The sequence below is a fragment of the Corynebacterium sp. HMSC034A01 genome (assembly GCF_001838175.1).
GTDB lineage: Bacteria > Actinomycetota > Actinomycetes > Mycobacteriales > Mycobacteriaceae > Corynebacterium.
Genome location: NZ_KV835958.1, coordinates 42,960 through 61,046, shown reverse-complemented (window position 1 = coordinate 61,046; position 18,087 = coordinate 42,960). Strand labels below are relative to the sequence as shown.

General features: G+C 63.8%; 17 protein-coding genes. 7 read left to right on the top strand and 10 right to left on the bottom strand.

The genetic code is table 11. From position 1 onward, the window contains the following. Positions 1-31: 31 nt before the first annotated feature. The 4 genes from HMPREF2791_RS05660 (at position 32) to HMPREF2791_RS05650 (ending at position 3,834) form a co-directional block, all read left to right on the top strand. Positions 32-1,177 (top strand): histidine kinase, encoded by a 1,146-nt coding sequence (locus HMPREF2791_RS05660; RefSeq protein WP_070844689.1) that lies wholly within the window; start codon positions 32-34, stop codon positions 1,175-1,177. Positions 1,178-1,312: 135 nt separating this feature from the next. Next, the gene (locus HMPREF2791_RS12045; protein WP_168168292.1) at positions 1,313-1,480 is read left to right on the top strand and encodes a hypothetical protein; all 168 of its coding nucleotides are present in this window, start codon (positions 1,313-1,315) and stop codon (positions 1,478-1,480) included. A 10-nt stretch (positions 1,481-1,490) separates the two neighbouring features. Beyond that, positions 1,491-2,189 (top strand): response regulator, encoded by a 699-nt coding sequence (locus HMPREF2791_RS05655; RefSeq protein WP_070844688.1) that lies wholly within the window; start codon positions 1,491-1,493, stop codon positions 2,187-2,189. 163 nt (positions 2,190-2,352) lie between these two features. Continuing rightward, positions 2,353-3,834 carry a hypothetical protein gene (locus HMPREF2791_RS05650; RefSeq protein WP_070844687.1) on the top strand — a complete coding sequence of 494 codons (1,482 nt, stop codon included), beginning with the start codon at positions 2,353-2,355 and terminating at the stop codon, positions 3,832-3,834. A gap of 137 nt (positions 3,835-3,971) precedes the next feature. Here HMPREF2791_RS05650 and rplT read toward each other — a convergent pair whose 3' ends face one another. The 4 genes from rplT to uvrA form a co-directional block, all read right to left on the bottom strand. Continuing rightward, the gene (gene rplT / locus HMPREF2791_RS05645; RefSeq protein WP_070473163.1) at positions 3,972-4,355 is read right to left on the bottom strand and encodes a 50S ribosomal protein L20; all 384 of its coding nucleotides are present in this window, start codon (positions 4,353-4,355) and stop codon (positions 3,972-3,974) included. Between the two features lie 53 nt (positions 4,356-4,408). After that, on the bottom strand, positions 4,409-4,603 hold the full coding sequence (rpmI, locus tag HMPREF2791_RS05640; RefSeq protein ID WP_034999913.1) for a 50S ribosomal protein L35: 195 nt from the start codon (positions 4,601-4,603) through the stop codon (positions 4,409-4,411). A 33-nt stretch (positions 4,604-4,636) separates the two neighbouring features. After that, positions 4,637-5,209 carry a translation initiation factor IF-3 gene (gene infC, locus HMPREF2791_RS05635; RefSeq protein ID WP_082855650.1) on the bottom strand — a complete coding sequence of 191 codons (573 nt, stop codon included), beginning with the start codon at positions 5,207-5,209 and terminating at the stop codon, positions 4,637-4,639. 250 nt (positions 5,210-5,459) lie between these two features. Continuing rightward, positions 5,460-8,318 carry an excinuclease ABC subunit UvrA gene (gene uvrA / locus HMPREF2791_RS05630; RefSeq protein ID WP_070844686.1) on the bottom strand — a complete coding sequence of 953 codons (2,859 nt, stop codon included), beginning with the start codon at positions 8,316-8,318 and terminating at the stop codon, positions 5,460-5,462. 85 nt (positions 8,319-8,403) lie between these two features. Between uvrA and HMPREF2791_RS05625 the strand changes: the two genes are divergently transcribed. From HMPREF2791_RS05625 to HMPREF2791_RS05615, 3 genes are all read left to right on the top strand, one after another. Next, on the top strand, positions 8,404-8,997 hold the full coding sequence (locus HMPREF2791_RS05625) for an MBL fold metallo-hydrolase (RefSeq protein WP_070844685.1): 594 nt from the start codon (positions 8,404-8,406) through the stop codon (positions 8,995-8,997). An 86-nt stretch (positions 8,998-9,083) separates the two neighbouring features. After that, positions 9,084-10,124, top strand: a complete 1,041-nt coding sequence (locus HMPREF2791_RS05620) for a DoxX family protein (protein ID WP_070473155.1) — start codon at positions 9,084-9,086, stop codon at positions 10,122-10,124. Positions 10,125-10,199: 75 nt separating this feature from the next. Beyond that, a complete protein-coding gene (locus tag HMPREF2791_RS05615; protein ID WP_070844684.1) occupies positions 10,200-12,353 on the top strand; it encodes a HelD family protein in 2,154 nt (717 codons plus the stop codon). A 4-nt stretch (positions 12,354-12,357) separates the two neighbouring features. Here HMPREF2791_RS05615 and HMPREF2791_RS05610 read toward each other — a convergent pair whose 3' ends face one another. From HMPREF2791_RS05610 to rpsA, 6 genes are all read right to left on the bottom strand, one after another. Next, complete coding sequence (locus HMPREF2791_RS05610) at positions 12,358-12,801, bottom strand: universal stress protein (protein WP_070473149.1); 444 nt, start codon at positions 12,799-12,801, stop codon at positions 12,358-12,360. Positions 12,802-12,860: 59 nt separating this feature from the next. Continuing rightward, complete coding sequence (locus HMPREF2791_RS05605; protein WP_070473146.1) at positions 12,861-13,319, bottom strand: universal stress protein; 459 nt, start codon at positions 13,317-13,319, stop codon at positions 12,861-12,863. A gap of 15 nt (positions 13,320-13,334) precedes the next feature. Continuing rightward, complete coding sequence (gene uvrB / locus HMPREF2791_RS05600; protein WP_070844683.1) at positions 13,335-15,434, bottom strand: excinuclease ABC subunit UvrB; 2,100 nt, start codon at positions 15,432-15,434, stop codon at positions 13,335-13,337. Between the two features lie 41 nt (positions 15,435-15,475). Further along, positions 15,476-15,826: a DUF4259 domain-containing protein gene (locus tag HMPREF2791_RS05595; protein ID WP_070844682.1), complete on the bottom strand. Its 351-nt coding sequence runs from the start codon at positions 15,824-15,826 to the stop codon at positions 15,476-15,478. Positions 15,827-15,894: 68 nt separating this feature from the next. Beyond that, complete coding sequence (coaE, locus tag HMPREF2791_RS05590) at positions 15,895-16,488, bottom strand: dephospho-CoA kinase (protein WP_070844681.1); 594 nt, start codon at positions 16,486-16,488, stop codon at positions 15,895-15,897. Between the two features lie 106 nt (positions 16,489-16,594). Next, positions 16,595-18,058, bottom strand: a complete 1,464-nt coding sequence (gene rpsA / locus HMPREF2791_RS05585) for a 30S ribosomal protein S1 (RefSeq protein WP_070844680.1) — start codon at positions 18,056-18,058, stop codon at positions 16,595-16,597. Positions 18,059-18,087: the final 29 nt, after the last annotated feature.

Sequence of the window (18,087 nt, the reverse complement as noted above, 5' to 3'; positions counted from 1 at the left end):
AGACTACGTTGCGGGCGCTACGCTATTTGCCGTGCCTACGTTTCCGGAGCTCGTGCGCGCCCGCCTTCTTTCGCCTGCGGCGCGCTCTTGGCGCATCGGTTTTGCGCTCGCAGCTCTTCTTTTCGCTCTCGGGCTGGTAGCTCTGCCGGGGGCACCGATCGCGGTCGAGTGGTCTCGGTTCTTGGTAGCGCTCTACGCCGCATTTCTCATTGTCGCCGCATTCTTCGCCCCGGTCACAGCAAGTGTGGGTTACGGCTTTCTGCTGCAATTCTCCGCGGCAGCACCCGAGTACCGCAGCGCGATCATCATCATCGGAATGTTCGCGATCGCCGCTGTCGTGGGGTTGCGCGTTCCCGCCCACTTAAGCCTGCCACTGTTGGCTTATCTTTGGTATCTCGCACAGACAGACTTTCCCTCCGGCGTTTACTTCCCCATCTCGTTTGAAACAGCAATTTTTCTGTTCGTGCTACTCCTTGTCGCGTGGGCAGTGGGTTGGATTTTGCGCGCCTTCCTCATAACCCGTGAGCGCCAAGCAGATCGGCTAAGAGCGGAACTTGAGCGCGAACGCGAACGAACGGTAAAGGCCTTGCACGGTTCAGTGGCGTCCTCGCTCACCTCGGTGGTGCTCCGAAGTGAAGCCCTAGCGATGTCGGGGGACGAGCAGACAGCCAAGGCGGCGAAACTCATCGCAGAGGACGCCCGACGTTCCATGCAAGAAGTCCGCCAGCTCATCCGTTTTATGCGTTCCGACGATCCCGCGGAGCTCAGCGGAGACAAAACCATGAGCACACCCACATTAAACGAATGCTTGCGGTCCTTTTCGGACACATTGCGCAGCCACGGCTACACGGTCACGGAAAGTGGCATGCATGGCGAGGGGCTGAACTCGATCGCACTTCATCACGCTGAAGGCGCATTCCGTGAGATCCAGACCAACGTAATCAAGTACGCGGATAAACACCGGCCGGTCATCGTCGCAGCAGTCGAAGACGACAATGACGTGCAGATCCTGGTGCAGAACTTTGGCGCCCCACAAGAGCAGGCAGTTGAGATGAGTACCGGCGTCGGCTTAGGGGAGGTCGCATCGCTTTTGCAAGAGGACGGTGCTTCACTCGACGCGGGCTATCACGGCGAGGCGTTCCGATATCACTTGACCGTGCCAAAGGAACGAAAGTAGATTGCCGCGAGAGTATGAAAGGTACTTTCGTACCAACTTCTCCCCTAAGCGTCCGAAATAATTGCGCATTGCTACCGTATGCACCCATAATTCGATGTAGCGATCTACAGCTTTAGTTCATGAAAGGACAAGCAAATGCGCAAGTTTGCTCGCCTCGTCGCCTCCGCCCTGGTCGCAACCGGGCTTCTCACCGTGGCCCCTGCAGCATCTGCAGAAGCGCAGACTGTGGCAACCCCTTACGCAGCTGGCGCAATCGGCGACACCTTCGAGTGTGGCGGCATGCTCGGTCGTCTGTGGTGCTAATAGCACCGAGATGACAACACCTGATCACCCAATCCGGGTTTTCCTCGTCGACGATGATCCGCTCGTCCGCGAGGTGCTGAAAAGCTACCTCGACAGCGCCAAAGGGATCACCGTCGTCGAAACCGCTTCGGACGGATCCGAAGCACTCGAGCGCATCCCCCAATTAGACGTGGATGTGGTGCTCTCCGATGTCTACATGCAGCACATGGGCGGCGCAGAGCTGCTGCGCAATCTCGACGCGCGTGGCGCCGCTCCGGCCTTTTTGGCGATTAGCTCTTTGGACAATGACTCCGCGATGCTCGACATCCTCGACCACGGCGGGCGCGGATACATTCTCAAGAGCCAGCCGCGCGAGGAAATCATCCTTTCGGTACGGCAGGCGGTCGCCGGTGGCACCGTGATCTCTCCTGCCGCGATGAACAAGCTGCTCCCCCACCTCTCCCAGCGGGACGCACAAGCTCCGCAAGCTACTAGCGGAGCGCGTTCAAAGGCCGCTATTAACGTGCCTGCGGGCGTTTCTGATACCGAGCAGAAAGTGCTTGAGCTGCTTTGCGACGGGCTGAGCAACGCCGACATTGCGAAGCACCTGAACTATTCTGAATCCACCGTGAAGAAGATGGTCTCGAAACTCCTCTCGGCCTACGGGGTCTCCTCCCGCCTCGACCTCGTGGTTACCGTCCTCAACGGCCGGGGGCAGCAGGCACAATAGCCACTCCTCCGGTTCTGAACGAAAGTATCGGTATCGGGCACGAAGGTACTGAGACCCCAGATTTTCCTTGTCACTCGACTGCAACGTCCTTACGTTGACCCCTGTAAGCAATCACCCCGACTGCTAGCGACGCTGGCGGTAGCTTCACAGGAAAGGACAACGTATGACCCGTAAGACCCGACGCATCACTACAGCGCTTCTCGGCGCTTTGATGGCCGGCGCTGCCATCGCTCCCGCGAACGCGATCACCCTCGAGGAGTCCGCTCCCGAGACCCCGGCGAACAACGACAGGCTCCCGATCGTCCACACCTACCGCGGCTCCGACCACCTGAAGGCCAACGTGCTCAACCCGCGCCCGGTGTGCAACTCCACCGAGGACTACCGCACCGTCGTGTACAAGGTGAAGGACAACTTCCTGCCAGTGGGCACCATCTCCACCACCAACCTTTCCGACGAGGCCATCCCGCTGCAGCAGGATCTCTCCCGCACCCAGACGGTGTCCGCGTCCGTGAACGGCTCCAAGACCGAGACGCTGGACCTCGGCGGCTCCGGCTCCAAGAAGGGCATCGAGGGCAACATCGGCTACTCCCTGGCCAAGTCGCTCGGTTGGGACGTCTCCGCTGAGCTGTCCTGGAACGTCGGCCAGAAGATCGGCCCGTACGACGTGCCGGCCGGCAACACCGGCGAAGCCACCTACGGCTTCCGCACCGTCACCATGACCGGCACCCAGCAGCGCTGCCTGCCTAACGGCACCTGGGCAACCCCGACCGCGTGGGTCGCAAACATGCCGGTGAAGAACGAGGTCCGCGTGAAGAACTTCGACACCCCGGCTGATTCCTGGGCCCCGAACAAGGATGCGCAGACCACCGAGGTCAAGGACGAGCCGAACGCAGAGTACGACAACGACGTTGACACCCTGAACAAGGGCGACAACATCGACGACGTGGAGAAGGTCGACGACAACAAGACCGCCGACGTTAGCAACAAGGACGTCAACCTCGCCGCCGAGAACGAGAAGGCGGCCAAGGAAGAAGCCGACAAGGCCGACGACAAGGCTGAGGACACCACGGAGGACAAGGCCGACGGCGCCATCGAGGTCGAGGCTGTGTCCGACAAGAAGGAAGAGTCCACCGACAAGTCCAACAAGGACGACGCCGAAAAGGCCGACCACGACCTGGACCTCGAGCCGTACTTCACCGTCTCCTCCGCGAAGGCGAAGGGCTTCGCCGGCTCCACCGCTCTGCGCGTGAAGAACGTCGGTAACGAGCGCTACTGGGGCGAGTTCCCGGCAGTGACCTTCCGCGTCGCAGTCCGCACCGAGGACGGCCCGGAGAACGTTGACCGCCTGATCACCACCACCACCCGCGAAGGCGGCTACGCCCGCGACCTGGGCTGGGACGAGGACGAGCAGGCACGCATCTTCGAGGTCACCCTGTCCAACCCGATCAATCCGGGTGAGGAAGCAGACCTCGTGTCCTTCTCCTTCGGCGACGGCGACACCAAGGAAGGCCGTCTGACCAACTACATCACCGTTACCCAGACTGGCCGTCTCGACGGCGACGACTCCGAGTACAACGACCAGGACGTCGACTCCCGCGACGTCACGCTCGACGACTTCGGCCGCGAGAACGAGGGCATCTTCTAGAACAGCCCCACCACAGCGATTAGCGCGCCCACCCCAGCGGTGGGCGCGCTCCCTTTTGCGTGTCGCACACGGAAAAGCTCCCGCCCTCCCCGACTGCTCGGGGATGGGCGGGAGCTTCGTCGTTAAGCGAAAGTGCTTTACGCAGCCTTCGGAGCGTTGACGTCCTCCGGCAGAGCGTTCTTCGCAACCTCGCACAGAGCAGAGAAGGCAGCGAAGTCGCTGACAGCCAGCTCGGCCAGGATCTTGCGGTCGACCTCGACCTCGGCCAGCTTCAGGCCGTGGATGAGGCGGTTGTAGGTGATGTCGTTCATGCGGGCAGCGGCGTTGATGCGCTGGATCCACAGCTTGCGGAACTCACCCTTGCGCTTGCGGCGGTCGCGGTACGCGTAGGTCTGGGAGTGGAGCCACTGCTCCTTTGCCTTGCGGTACAGGCGGGAGCGCTGGCCACGGTAGCCCTTCGCGGACTTGAGGATTGCGCGGCGCTTCTTCTTAGCATTGACTGAACGCTTCACACGTGCCATGAGTCAAACTTCCTTTTCTTTTTCTCGTAATCGGTTGATTGATCGGGCAGTGCTTAGGACATGCCGAGGAGGCGCTTTGCGCGCTTGACGTCAGCCTTGGCGACGTCGGTGGAGCCGGACAGCTTGCGGCGGCGCTTCGACGAGAGCTTCTCGTTCAGGTGGCGCTTACCAGCCTGCTCGCGGCGCAGCTTGCCCTTGCCGTTGACCTTGATGCGCTTTGCGGTGCCCTTGTGGGTCTTCTGCTTCATGGTGAAAGCCCTTCAGAGTGTCGATTGTTGGAACTACTTTTTGCCCTTGCGAGCCGGTCCGAAGACCATCGTCATGTTTCGGCCGTCCTGCTTCGGACGGGACTCGACAACGCCGAGCTCCCCGATGTCCTCAGCCAGACGCTCCAGCAGGCGGTAGCCCAGCTCGGGGCGGGCCTGCTCGCGGCCGCGGAACATGATGGTGACCTTGACCTTGTTGCCCTTCTCCAGGAAGCGCTCAACATTGCCCTTCTTGGTCTGGTAGTCGTGCTCATCAATCTTGGGGCGGAACTTCTGTTCCTTGACCACGGTCTGCTGCTGGTTCTTGCGGGCCTCGCGGGCCTTCTGATCCTGCTCGTACTTGAACTTGCCGTAGTCCATGATCTTGGCCACGGGCGGCTTGGCCTTCGGGGCTACCTCAACCAGGTCGAGGTCCGCCTCGTACGCCAGCTTGCGGGCGTCGTCCGTGCGGACGATGCCCACCTGCTCGCCGGACGGGCCGACGAGGCGAACTTCAGGGACGCGGATTCGTTCATTGATCCGAGCTTCAGCGCTGATGAGAACTCCTAGAGACTTAAAGAAACAATGCGTGCCGCACTTGAACCGCAATCGGACTCATCCCACGCGAAAAACCCGCTCACCCTGAGGGGTGGCGGGAGTTCGTCCATGGCACACGAAGACACAGTTGTGTCTTGCGCACCGTTTGACCCGTATCCAACTCATTTGCACGAGCGGCTTGGGGTGGGATTCACTCCTCTTGCGGCCCCCGCACCCGCATGACACGGGCGCGCTGGGCGGTGTAGGCAGCAATATACATGCTCATGCCTGCACAAACCAAATCGGCGCGCCGCAGGATGCGTTAGGCCTTCGCCAGAATGTCTTGCAGGAACTGTCCGGTGAAGGAACCGGGCACCTTTGCGACGTCCTCCGGCGTGCCCTGCGCGACCACCGTGCCGCCGCCGGAGCCGCCCTCGGGCCCCATGTCCACGATCCAGTCCGCGGACTTGATCACGTCGAGGTTGTGCTCGATGACCAGCACGGTGTTGCCCTTCTCCACCAGGCCGTTGAGCACCAGCATGAGCTTGCGGATGTCCTCGAAGTGCAGTCCCGTCGTCGGCTCGTCCAAGATGTAGATCGTGCGGCCGTTGGAGCGTTTCTGCAGCTCCGCCGCGAGCTTGACGCGCTGCGCCTCGCCGCCGGAGAGCGTGGTCGCGCTCTGGCCAAGGCGGAGGTAGCCCAGGCCGACGTCCACGAGCGTCTGCAGGTAGCGGTGGATCGAGGTGATCGGCTCAAAGAATTCCGCGGCCTCGGAGATCGGCATCTCCAGCACCTCGGCGATGTTCTTGCCCTTGTAGCGCACCTCGAGCGTTTCGCGGTTGTAGCGCGCACCTTCGCACACCTCGCACGGCACGTACACGTCCGGCAGGAAGTTCATCTCGATCTTGATGGTGCCGTCGCCGTGGCAGGCCTCGCAGCGCCCGCCCTTGACGTTGAAGGAGAAGCGCCCGGCTTTGTAGCCGCGCACCTTTGCCTCCTGGGTCTCGGCGAACAGGTTGCGAATCTTGTCGAACACGCCGGTGTACGTCGCCGGGTTCGAGCGCGGGGTGCGCCCGATCGGGCTCTGGTCCACCTGCACGAGCTTGTCCAGGTGCTCGAGCCCCTCGACCTTCTTCACCCGGCCGGGCACCTGGCGCGCGCCGTTGAGCTGGTTCTGCAGCGTCTTGGCCAGAATCTGGTTCACCAGCGTGGACTTGCCGGAGCCCGACACGCCGGTCACGGCCACCAGCACGCCGAGCGGGATGTCCACGCTGACGTTGTCCAGGTTGTTCTCGCGTGCGCCGATGATCTGCAGTTGCCTTTGCTTATCGACGTCCCTCCGGCGCTCCGGCACTTCGATCACCTTGCGGCCAGACAGGTAGTCGCCCGTGATGGAGTCCTTGGCCTTGAGGATGCCCTCCGGCTTGCCCTGGTAGACCACTTCCCCGCCGTACTCGCCGGCGCGCGGGCCGATGTCGATGAGCCAGTCGGCCTCGCGGATAGTGTCTTCGTCGTGCTCCACCACAACCAGGGTGTTGCCCAAATCGCGCAGCTTCTTCAGAGTGGCGATCAGGCGCTGGTTGTCGCGCTGGTGGAGGCCGATGGACGGCTCGTCCAGCACGTAGAGCACACCGGCCAGACCGGAGCCGATCTGGGTGGCCAGGCGGATGCGCTGCGCCTCGCCGCCGGACAGGGTGCCGGCGGAGCGGGCCAGGGTGAGGTAGTTCAGCCCCACGTCCAAAAGGAAGTGCAGGCGCGCCTGGATCTCGCGCAGCACCGCACCGGCGATCATCTCCTCGCGGTAGCCCAGCACCAGGTTGTCCAGGTACTCGGAGGCCTCCTCGATGGACAGCTGCGTCAGGCCCGCGATGGACTGCTCCCCGTGCGTGGTGGACGCCAGGCGCACAGCCAGGATCTCCGGCTTGAGGCGCGCACCGTCACACGTCGGGCACGGCACCTCGCGGGTGTAGGCCAGCAGGCGTTCCTTCTGTGTTTCGGACTCGGTCTGCTCCAGCTTGCGCTCCAGGTAGCCCACGATGCCCTCGTAGGCGGCGGTGTAGGAGCGCTGGCGCCCGTAGCGGTTCTTGTAGCGCACGTTGACCTTCGTGGACGAGCCGTGGATCAGGTGCTTTCGCTGCGTCTTGGTCAGCGAGCTCAGCGGCGCGTTGGCGTCGAACTTTTCTTCCTTCGCCAGCGCCTCGATGAGTTTGGTGAAGTACTTCTTGTTCGGGCTGGAATTCCACGGCTGGAACGCGTCCACCGCGGGGGCGTCCGGGTCCGGAATGACCAGGTCCACGTCGATCTCTTTGCGCACGCCAAGGCCGTCGCACGCCGGGCAGGCGCCGAACGGCGAGTTGAAGGAGAACGCGCGCGGCTCGTACTCCTCCACGTTGAGCTTGTGGCCGTTCGGGCAAGCCATCTTCTCGGAGAAGATCTGCACGCGTTCCGGGTCGTCGGCGTCCAGCTCCACAAAGTCGAAGCCGACCAGGCCGTCCGCAAGCTTGAGCGCCGTCTCCACGGAGTCCGTCAGGCGCTGCTTTTGGCTGGCCTTGACGGTGAGGCGGTCCACCACCACGTCGATGTTGTGCTTGATCTGTTTTTCCAGCTTCGGCGGGTCCGAAAGCTGGTAGGTCTCCCCGTCCACGTTCACGCGCGAGTAGCCCTGCGAGGACAGGTCTGCAAACAGGTCCTGGAACTCGCCCTTGCGCTTGCGCACAATAGGCGCGAGCACCTGGAACTTCGTGCGCTCTTCCAGCTCGAGCACGCGGTCCACAATCTGCTGCGGGGTCTGGCGCTCAATCACCGCGTCGCACACCGGGCAGTGCGGGGTGCCTGCGCGCGAGTACAACAGGCGCAGGTAGTCGTAGATCTCCGTGATGGTGCCCACGGTGGAGCGCGGGTTGCGGTTGGTGGACTTCTGGTCGATGGACACCGCCGGGCTCAACCCGTCGATGTAGTCCACGTCCGGCTTGTCCATCTGTCCCAGGAACATGCGGGCATACGAGGACAGCGATTCCACGTAGCGGCGCTGCCCTTCGGCGAAGATGGTGTCGAAGGCGAGCGAGGACTTGCCGGAGCCGGACAGGCCGGTAAACACCGCCATCTTGTCGCGGGGCAGCTCAATGTCCACGCCCTTGAGGTTGTGCTCGCGCGCGCCGCGCACTGTCAGCTTTTCGGCCACGTCACTCTCGCTTTCGTCGGTTAGTACTCCCAAGACGCTACCAACGCGCGAATGCGGGGAAACATTCCTGAGTAGCCTTAGCCGCATGCTTTCTCTACGTCACATCTCTGTTTCCGACATGGACAACAACTGCTACCTCCTCTGCAGCGAAGGGCAGGGGTTGCTTATCGACGCAGCTTCGCACGCCCCCGAACTCCTGGCCATGGCCGACGACGCCGGTGTGAAGATCACCGCGGTGCTGACCACGCACCGGCACTACGACCACACCCGGGCGCTGAAGGAAGTGCTCGAGGCCACCGGCGCGAAGCACTACGCGCCGTTTCTGGATGCCCCAGCGATCCCGGTGCCAGCCGATGTGGAGCTCAACGACGGCGACACGATCGAGTTCGCCGGCCACACGCTCCCCGTGACCATCCTGCGCGGGCACACCCCGGGCGGCGCTTGTGTTGCTGCGGAGATCGACGGCACCGTCAACCTGTTCGTCGGCGACTCGCTGTTTCCCGGGGGCTTGGGCAAAACCCAGTCCGAGGGCGACTTTGTCCGCCTGTTCAACGACGTGAAAGAAAAGGTCTTCGATGTGTACCCGGACGAGGCCGTCGTGTGGCCGGGCCACGGCAAACCCACCACGCTCGGCGAGGAGCGCCCACACTTGGACGACTGGTGGGATCGCCGCTGGTAAGCGGAAAGCCCGCCACCGCGGCGTCGCAAAATCGCTACACTCGGCAGGAGCACATTCAGCTACAAAAGTAAGGATTGGGTAAAAGTATGATCCGGAAAATCGCACGCCCGATGCTGGCTTCGGTCTACGTGATCGACGGTGTCGAGACCCTGTTGAACCCGGCTGGCCACAAGGACAGCGCGGACAGCGTTTTGAAGAAGCTGCGCGCGGTCACCCCGCGCGAGTACCGCGGTTTCCTGCCGAAGAGCCCGGAGACTGCCGCGCAGATCATCGGCGCTACCAAGGCTGGCGCCGGCGCATCTTTCGCCATTGGCAAGTTCCCCCGCCTGTCCGCCACGCTTCTGGCTGCCACCGCGCTGCCGACCGTTGTTGGCCGCCACGCGTTCTGGGAGGCAGAGGACGACGACGAGAAGGCACGCCGCCGCACCGGCGCCCTGACGGACCTCGGCCTCGCCGGCGGTGTCCTGCTGGCCACCGTGGACAACAACGGCAAGCCCGACCTGAAGTGGCGCGCTCAGCACGCTGCCCAGGCCGCGCAGAAGAACGTCAAGCAGGCGCTGCCCACCAAGTCTGAGACCGAGAAGGCTTGGGACAAGGCATCCGACTGGTTCTCCGACGCCACCGACCAGGTCACCGATTACGTCGACGACAACAAGGGCGACTGGAAGAAGAAGGCCAACAAGGCCAGCGACGCTGCGAACGACTGGCTGGGCGACGCTAAGAAGCAGGCGTCCAGCTTCCTGTCCGACGCGGGCGACTGGCTGGACGACGCTGCCGAGAAGGCCTCCGACAAGGCCGAGGACGCGTACGGCGACATCAAGCCGTCCAAGATCCAGCAGTTCAAGGCGAAGCGCAAGGTCAACAGCATCGTCGGCGATCTGCAGGGCCAGTTGGACGACCTGCAGCCGTCCGCCCTGGACAAGTTCAAGGCGAAGCGCAAGGTCAACAAGGCTTCCGCCAAGGCCCAGGACAAGGCGCAGAACGCGGTCGACTCCCTGCAGGACGCGTGGGACAAGCTGGACGCTGACCCGAACTGGATCACCAAGCTCAAGTGGAAGCGCAAGGCCAAGAAGGCTGAGAAGAAGGCCCAGAAGCTGGTGAAGAAGGCGCAGAAGAAGTTCGCGTAAGCACCGTAACACTCGGACTACTTGGCGGCCCTGAGGCTGGGAATAATCCCAGCCCCGGGGCCGTTTGTTGTGAGGATGCAGGAAACAGAACAGACGTACGTGGATCAGCTTTTCGCGCACCTGGACAGCGAGGTGGCGCGGGCGCAAGCGCGCCTCGAAGAGGTGCAGCGTGACGTGGACCCGGACAACCCGGATTCGGACGCGCTGGTGCGCCGCGAAACGGAGTATCACGGGCTCAACGCGAAGCTGGATGCGCTCAACGTGGCAGAGACCGGCTTAGTCTTCGGCCGCATCGACGTCGCCGACGACGACCCGGAGAACCCGGTGCCGGGGCGGCCGGATTTGGAGCGGCGCTACATCGGACGCATGGGCATCGACGACAGGGAGGACAACTACCGCACCCTCCTGCTGGACTGGCGCGCTCCCCTCGCCCGCCCATTCTACCTGGCAACCACGGCGCACCCGGAGGGCGTTGAAACGCGCCGCAACATCCGTATGCGCGGCCGCACTGTCACCGCTGTGGACGACGAGGTGCTCTCCGGCGACGGCGCGGAAACCTCCGACGCGGGAGTTGGATCCGAGGCGGCTCTGAGGCGCGCGATGAACGAGGCCCGCACCGGCCACATGCGCTCCATCGTGGAGACCATTCAGCGCGAGCAAGACGAGATCATCCGCGACGCCACCCGCGGTGTCATGGTGGTCCAGGGCGGCCCGGGCACCGGCAAGACGGCGGTGGCGCTGCACCGCATTGCGTACTTGCTCTACACGTGGCGCGAGCAGCTCACCCGCACCGGTGTGCTGGTGGTCGGCCCGAACGCGACGTTCCTCGAGTACATCTCACGCGTGCTGCCAGAGCTGGGCGAGACTGGCGTGGTGCTGGCCACCGCCGACCAGCTCGTGCCGGGCTTTGCCCCCACCGGCGAGGACTCGATCGCCGCGCGCGAAGTGAAGGGGTCGGAGGAGATGGTGGCCATCCTCAAGCGCGCGGTACAGGCCTACGAGACGGTGCCGGATGCGCCTGTGCGCCTCACCTTCGATTCAGTGCCGGTGGATGCCACCCCGCAGATGGTCAAGGCCGCCCGCACCAGGGCCCGTCGCTCGCGCCGCCCGCATAACCAGGCACGCGCCCACTTCGCGGAGCACCTCACCCAGCTGCTCGCGGAGGCGCTGGCGAAGCGCATCGGCGAGGACCCGCTCGGCGGGGCGAACCTGCTCTCGGATGCGGATGTGGACCAGCTTCACGACGACCTCGCGGACGATCCCCAGGTAGAGCAACTCATCGACACGCACTTCCCGGAGCTCGACCCCGTCGAGGTGCTGGGCGCGCTGCTGACCGACAAGGACGCCATCGCCGAGGTAGCGCACGACTACGACGACTACACCCGCGACGCCTTGTACCGCGCGCCCGGCTCCCCGTTCAGCTACGGGGACACCGCGCTTGTGGACGAGCTGGCCGTGCTCATCGGCACCGTCGACCCCGAGGAGCAGCGCCGCAAGGAAGAAGAGGAATGGCGCGAGCTCGTCGCCGAGGCAGAGGGCGCGCTCGACGTGCTGTCCTCGTCGGAATCCACGGACAACGACGACGACCAGTTCGAGGCAGAGATCCTCTCCGCGGCCGACGTCATTGACGCGGAGACGCTCGCGAGCCGCCAGCGGGAGACGGACACCCGCTCCACCGCGCAGCGCGCACGCGCCGACCAGACGTGGGCGTACGGGCACGTCATCGTCGACGAGGCCCAAGAGCTGTCGCCGATGGAGTGGCGCATGGTGTTCCGCCGCTGCCCGTCGCGATGGATGACGCTCGTGGGCGACACCGCCCAGACGTCCTCCCCCGCCGGCGTGGACGACTGGACCAACGCGCTGGAGCCCTTCGTGGGCAACCGCTTCCGCCTGCATGAGCTGACGGTGAACTACCGTACGCCGAAGGAGATCGCGGACTACGCTGCCGAGATCCTCGCTGAGATCGACCCGGAGGCCACCGTCCCGGAGGCGATCCGCGAATCCGGGGTGCCGGTGCAGTTCGTTGAGGACTTGAGCCTCGTCGAGAAGCGCGACGGCTTAACCGCCGTCATCGACGCGGACAATGTCGGCGAAATGAAGGGCCTCGAATTCGACAACGTCGTCGTGGTGGAGCCGAGCAAAATTAAAGAGGCCTCGCCACAGGGGTGGCAAGACCTCTACGTCGCCGTCACCCGCGCCACGCAGACGCTGACAGTGGTCGGCGAATAGCGCCTTAGTTGACCGTGTGAACGATCATGACGTCGCAGTCGGACTGACGCGCGACGTCTGCCGGCACGGAGCCCAGCAGGCGGCCGGTCAGCGAGTTGATGCCGCGGTTGCCCACGACGAGCAGGTCCGCGTTGTTGTCGTTGACAATGGCCATCAGTGCCTGCACCGGGGTGCCCGGGCGGGTTGCGGTCTGCACGTCCGGTGCGCCAGCGGCGCGGGCGTGCTCAGCTGCGCCCTCGAGGTTCTCCAGCGCCTTCTGGTCGCCCAGAATGGTCACGGAATCCTGACGCAGCGTCTTCGCGGCCTCTTCCTCGTTCTCGTAGTACGCGGTACCGATGACGAGGGTGGAACCGAACGCGGCTGCAATCTTCGCGGCGCGCTCAACGGCCAGCAGGGAGGACTTGGAACCGTCGGAGCCGACGACGATGGTCTTGTAGTTATCGGCCATGTGAAATCACCTTTCAAAAATGCGACGCGGTTAGCGTGGTCAGTGTACCCCTTGCGGGTTTAGTCGTGTCCCTCTGCCCGAGTATCCACGAGCATGACGTCCACCGGGGCCTTCTTGGCCACGTTGCCGGGGATGTTGCCGAAGATGCGGCCGGCCATCGAGCGCATGCCCTTGTTGCCCACCACAAGCAGGTCGACGCCGTACTCGTCGACGGCCTCCACCAGCACATTCGCGGGCTGGCCACCCTTGGACACCAGGTTGACCTTGCCGGCCTGCTCTTCCTTGGCAATCTCGTCCGCCTTGCGCAGAATCTCGCGCGCGTTGGTGGCGGTGACGATGTCCACGCGGGACAGCTCCGCGTTGGTGGAGTTCAGCATCGAGCCGGACGCGGTGTAGTGGGCGCAGATGATGGTCAGCTCGGCACCGTAGACGCGGGCGAGGCTGGCTGCGGCACGCACAGCGACCATGGAGGTGGCGGAGCCGTCGGTGCCGACAGCGATCGACTTGTAGGTGTGCAAGGCAGGTTCCTTTCGCTAATTGCCTGTGTCTTTAATACCACGCAGCTCCCGTTTGAGATCTGCAATCTCGTCCCTGAGTCTTCCGGCGAGCTCAAATTTGAGTTCGCCGGCGGCGTCGCGCATTTGGACCGTCAGGTCGTCGATAAGCTTTTGCACCTCGTCAGAGGCCATGTTGGACACATCCGCGCGCTCGGCGACGGCCGCATCGGAGCTCAAGCTTGTCGACGCATCCGCGTCCGCGTTGTCGTGCACCTGGTCCAAAATGTCCGCGATGGCCTTGCGCAGCGGCTGCGGATCGATGCCGTGCTCCTCGTTGTAGGCGATCTGCTTCTCGCGGCGGCGCTCGGTTTCGTCGATGGCCTCCTGCATGGATTCGGTGACCTGGTCGGCGTACATGATCACCTCGCCGGAGACGTTACGCGCGGCGCGGCCGATGGTCTGGATGAGCGACTTGGTGGAGCGCAGGAAGCCCTCCTTGTCCGCGTCCAGGATGGCAACCAGGGAGACCTCAGGCAGGTCCAGGCCCTCGCGCAGCAGGTTGATGCCCACGAGCACGTCGTACTCGCCCAGGCGCAGCTGGCGCAGAAGCTCCACGCGCTGCAGGGTGTCGATGTCCGAGTGCAGGTAGCGCACTTTAATGCCGTTATCCAGCAGGTAGTCCGTGAGGTCCTCGGCCATGCGCTTGGTCAGGGTGGTCACCAGCACGCGCTCGTTCTTGTCGGTGCGTTGGCGGATCTCGTCGATCAGGTCGTCGATCTGGCCCTTGGTGGGCTTGACGGTGACCTTCGGGTCCACCAGGCCGGTCGGGCGGATCACCTGCTCCACAAACTCGCCCTGGGCGGCCTCGAGCTCGTAGTCGCCGGGGGTGGCGGACATGTAGACGGTCTGGCCCAGGCGGGCCTCGAACTCGTCGAAGGTCAGCGGGCGGTTGTCTACCGCGGACGGCAGGCGGAATCCGAACTCCACCAGGTTGCGCTTTCGGGACATGTCGCCTTCGAACATGCCGCCGATCTGCGGCACGGTGACGTGGGACTCGTCGATGATGGTGAGGAAGTCTTCCGGGAAGTAGTCGATCAAGGTCGCCGGCGCGGAGCCGGCCGGGCGACCGTCCATATGGCGCGAGTAGTTCTCGATGCCGGAGCAGAACCCGACCTGCTGAATCATCTCCAGGTCGTATTCGGTGCGCATGCGCAGGCGCTGCGCCTCGAGCAGCTTGCCCTTGTTCTCCAGCTCCTCGAGCCTGTCGGCCAGCTCTTCCTTGATGGCCTCGATGGCCTTTTCCATGCGCTCGTCCGTGGCCACGTAGTGCGTGGCCGGGAAGATGCGCACCTCGTCTTCCTGGCTGATCACGTCGCCGGTGAGCGGGTGGATGTAGTACAGCGAGTCCACCTCGTCGCCGAAGAACTCCACGCGCACGGCCACCTCTTCGTAGGCCGGGATGATGTCCACCGTGTCGCCCTTGACGCGGAAAGTGCCGCGCTTGAAGTCGATGTCGTTTCGCTCGTACTGCACGTCCACCAAGAGGCGCAGGAATCGGTCGCGCTCCACTTCCTCGCCCACGCGCAGCACAATAGAGCGGTCCAGGTATGACTGCGGAGTGCCCAGGCCGTAGATGCAGGACACCGAGGACACCACGACCACGTCGCGCCGGCTCAGCAGCGCGGAGGTGGCGGAGTGGCGGAGGCGCTCCACATCGTCGTTGATGGACGAGTCCTTCTCAATGTAGGTGTCCGTCTGCGCGATGTAGGCCTCCGGTTGGTAGTAGTCGTAGTACGACACGAAGTACTCCACCGCGTTGTTGGGCAGCAGCTGGCGCAGTTCGTTGGCCAGCTGTGCCGCCAGCGTCTTGTTCGGCGCCATGACCAGCGTGGGCCGCTGCTGCTTTTCAATCAACCACGCGGCGGTGGCGGACTTGCCTGTGCCGGTCGCGCCCATGAGCACGACGTCGCGCTCGCCGCGGTTCAAGCGCTCATCCAGCTGCGCAATCGCGGAGGGCTGATCACCGGAGGGTTCAAACTCGGAGACGACCTCGAAGGGCTTCTCGCGGCGCTCAATCTCGCCGACGGGGCGAAACTCAGACTGCGCGAGGACAGGATGTTCAGCAGCAAAAGCCATGCCGAACAGTCTACGCGTCAGCACAAACCGCAGGCGGCACCTTAGGCGGCGTACCTGCGGGAGGTTTCCAGCCACTCCTGCAGCTCGCCCGCTTCCTCCCACATGGAGTACAGCGCGGAACCGCCCGGGCGCAGCACGGCTTGGGCTCGGCGACGAATCCACTGCCTGTCGTCCAACGTGAACGGATAGTCGATTGTGCCCTCGAGCCCATCCGGCAGATGGCCGTTGATGAGTGCGGCGAGTGCGATGACAGATTCTGCCTCCGCTGTGCCCAGGGAACCCAGCCCGCACTCGAACCGGAACTGATCCATGCAGAACGTGCCGTTGACCAGCGCAGTCACGGCATCATGTGCAGAGTCGTTGTCGAACGGCCCCGTGTTCCACGTTCCCATGCACCGCAAGGTAAATCAGCAAGGTAAATGAAACGTGTCACACCGGTAAATTTCACCGGTACAGTTCACTAACCTTTGATTTTCTCAGCAAGCGCATCCACCTGCGGCTCGAGGTCTTCCAACGGTCCGTTGTTGTCGATCACGACATCTGCCGCCGCGAGCCGCGCCTCATCGTCGATCTGCTGCGCCATGCGCGAACGGGCATCGGCCTCATCGAGCCCTCGCGTATCGACGAGCCTTCGGATCCTCTCCTCCTTGTCCACATCCACGACAACGGTGAGGTCCATGCCCTTATGCAACCCAAGATCCACCAGCAGCGGCATGTCGTAGATGACGGCCTGCTCCCCCGCTTCTTCCGCGGCGGCGAAGCGACGCTCGGACTCGGCCCGGATGGCGGGGTGTGTGATGGCGTTGAGTCGCTGCGTGTCTTCAGTGGTGGCGAACGCGCGCCGCGCGAGCTCCCCGCGGTTGAGCGCCCCGTCGTCTCCGATGAGGTCCGCGCCGAACTCTGCAGCAACCTCCTCCAGCACTGGTGAACCGGGTTCCATGATCTCGCGTGCGATTTGGTCGGCGTCGACCACGGCGAAGCCCGCGCTGCCAAGCATCCGCGCCACTGTGGATTTTCCGCTGCCGATACCGCCTGTCAGGCCCACTTTCTTCATGGGGCCGAAGATAGCAAACCGCCCCGCATACCTACGTGGTGTGCGGGGCGGTTCGTCGCTAAGCAAGATGCTTAAGAGTTTCTCCTAAGCACGAGCCTGCGAGTGCTTAGTTGCCGGCGAGCTTGTCGCGCAGAGCCGCAAGCTGCTCGTCGGAAGCCAGCGAGCCGATGTTCTCCTCAGCCTGGTCAGCTGCCGGAGCTGCAGCTGCAGACTCGGAGGAGTAGTTGGCCTGCTCGCCCTCCTGCTCCGCGGCCTCGGCGGCAGCGGCGCGGTGGCGCTCGATCTGAGCGGTGTGGGCCTGGTGGCGACGCTCTGCCTCGGCGTAGCGCGCCTCCCATGCCTGACGAGCCTCGTCGTAACCTTCCATCCACTCGTTGGTCTCCGGGTCGAAGCCCTCCGGGAAGATGTAGTTGCCCTGCTCGTCGTAGGAGTCGGCCATGCCGTAGCGGGACGGATCGAACTCCTCGACGTAGTCCTCGTCAGCCTGCTTGAGGGACAGGGAGATGCGGCGACGGTCCAGGTCGATGTCGATGACCTTGACCATGACCTCTTCGCCGACGTTGACAACCTGGTCCGGGACCTCCACGTGGCGCTGAGCCAGCTCGGAGATGTGGACGAGGCCCTCGATGCCCTCTTCGACGCGGACGAACGCGCCGAACGGGACGAGCTTGGTGACCTTGCCCGGGACGATCTGGCCCACAGCGTGGGTGCGGGCGAACACGCGCCACGGATCCTCCTGGGTCGCCTTCAGCGACAGGGAGACACGCTCGCGGTCCAGGTCGACGTCGAGCACCTCGACGGTGACCTCGTCGCCCACTGCAACAACCTCGGACGGGTGGTCGATGTGCTTCCAGGACAGCTCAGAGACGTGCACCAGGCCGTCGACGCCGCCGAGATCGACGAACGCACCGAAGTTGACGATGGAGGACACGACGCCCTTGCGGACCTGGCCCTTCTGCAGCTGGTGCAGGAAGTCGGAGCGGACCGCGGACTGGGTCTCCTCCAGGTAAGCGCGACGGGACAGGACCACGTTGTTGCGGTGCTTGTCCAGCTCGATGATCTTCGCCTCGAGCTCCTGGCCGATGTACGGATCCAGGTCGCGGACGCGACGCATCTCGACCAGGGATGCCGGCAGGAAGCCGCGCAGGCCGATGTCGAGGATGAGGCCGCCCTTGACGACCTCGATGACGGTGCCGGTAACCGGCTGGTCGTTGGCCTGCAGCTCCTCGATGGTGCCCCAAGCGCGCTCGTACTGAGCACGCTTCTTGGACAGCATCAGGCGGCCTTCCTTGTCCTCCTTGGTCAGGACAAGTGCGTCGATCTCATCGCCGACCTCGACCACGTCTTCCGGATCGACGTCGTGCTTGATGGAAAGCTCGCGGGTGAGGATGATGCCCTCGGTCTTGTAGCCGATGTCGAGCAGGACCTCGTCGTGGTCGACCTTGACCACGGTGCCGGTGACGATGTCGCCATCGTTGAAGTACTTGATGGTCGCGTCGACTGCGGCGAGGAATTCCTCAGGGCCACCGATGTCGTTGATGGCTACCTGGGGTGCGTTGGAAGTGCGCATAAGTTCTATGTGCTCCGAAAAATAGGAGA

Coding starts and splice junctions, on each gene's coding strand:
- HMPREF2791_RS12045 (WP_168168292.1), top strand. CDS start 1,313: ATGCGCAAGTTTGCTCGCCTCGTCGCCTCCGCCCTGGTCGCAACCGGG.
- HMPREF2791_RS05655 (WP_070844688.1), top strand. CDS start 1,491: ATGACAACACCTGATCACCCAATCCGGGTTTTCCTCGTCGACGATGAT.
- HMPREF2791_RS05650 (WP_070844687.1), top strand. CDS start 2,353: ATGACCCGTAAGACCCGACGCATCACTACAGCGCTTCTCGGCGCTTTG.
- rplT (WP_070473163.1), bottom strand. CDS start 4,355: ATGGCACGTGTGAAGCGTTCAGTCAATGCTAAGAAGAAGCGCCGCGCA.
- rpmI (WP_034999913.1), bottom strand. CDS start 4,603: ATGAAGCAGAAGACCCACAAGGGCACCGCAAAGCGCATCAAGGTCAAC.
- HMPREF2791_RS05625 (WP_070844685.1), top strand. CDS start 8,404: ATGCTTTCTCTACGTCACATCTCTGTTTCCGACATGGACAACAACTGC.
- HMPREF2791_RS05620 (WP_070473155.1), top strand. CDS start 9,084: ATGATCCGGAAAATCGCACGCCCGATGCTGGCTTCGGTCTACGTGATC.
- HMPREF2791_RS05615 (WP_070844684.1), top strand. CDS start 10,200: ATGCAGGAAACAGAACAGACGTACGTGGATCAGCTTTTCGCGCACCTG.
- HMPREF2791_RS05610 (WP_070473149.1), bottom strand. CDS start 12,801: ATGGCCGATAACTACAAGACCATCGTCGTCGGCTCCGACGGTTCCAAG.
- uvrB (WP_070844683.1), bottom strand. CDS start 15,434: ATGGCTTTTGCTGCTGAACATCCTGTCCTCGCGCAGTCTGAGTTTCGC.
- HMPREF2791_RS05595 (WP_070844682.1), bottom strand. CDS start 15,826: ATGGGAACGTGGAACACGGGGCCGTTCGACAACGACTCTGCACATGAT.
- coaE (WP_070844681.1), bottom strand. CDS start 16,488: ATGAAGAAAGTGGGCCTGACAGGCGGTATCGGCAGCGGAAAATCCACA.
- rpsA (WP_070844680.1), bottom strand. CDS start 18,058: ATGCGCACTTCCAACGCACCCCAGGTAGCCATCAACGACATCGGTGGC.